The organism is Variovorax sp. GW823-FHT02B07, from assembly GCF_058797695.1.
The window spans coordinates 1-585 of sequence record NZ_JBXAJX010000021.1 but is presented as its reverse complement, the minus strand read 5'-3'; the positions used below and the strand labels follow the sequence as shown (position 1 = coordinate 585).

Below are 585 nucleotides of genomic sequence, written 5' to 3'. Positions count from 1 at the left end.
CGCACCCACGGCGCCCGGGCCCAGGCCAGCGGCAACCTGCGGGGCATGGTGCCCGGATGCACCTTCCAGCTGAAGAAGCACCCCAGGGAGTCGGCCAACGCCGAATACCTGATCCTGGACACCCACTTGCTCATCGAGGACGTGGCAGAAGACAGCCAGAACCGCGAAGCCACTGTCGACCGCAAGCAGCAATGGCGCGTGCAGGTGGACTTCACGGTCCACCCGGTGACCGAACCATTACGCCCAGAGCCGACCCAGCCCAAGCCCGCCATGGTCGGCCCGCAGGTGGCGCTGGTGGTGGGCCCCGAAGGCCAGAACCTGTGGACGGACGAGCTGGGGCGCATCAAGGTGCAGTTCCCTTGGGACCGGCAGGGACAGAAGAACCAGCACAGCAGCTGCTGGGTGCGGGTGAACTCGCCCTGGGCGGGCAACCAGCTCGGGGGCATCCAGATCCCGCGCATCGGGCAGGAAGTCATCGTGAGCTTCATCGCGGGAGACGCGGACCTGCCGATCTGCATGGGAAGAGTCCACAACCAGGTGAATCTGCCGCCGTGGCAACTCCCTGGTCAGAGCGCATTGAGCGGG

Annotated in this window: 1 protein-coding gene; it reads left to right on the top strand. The window is 66.7% G+C overall.

All coding sequences use genetic code 11. The features are described from left to right. Nucleotides 1-585: type VI secretion system tip protein TssI/VgrG (gene tssI, locus AC1RGU_RS31340; RefSeq protein WP_492740817.1), on the top strand; the 585-nt coding region annotated here is incomplete at both ends.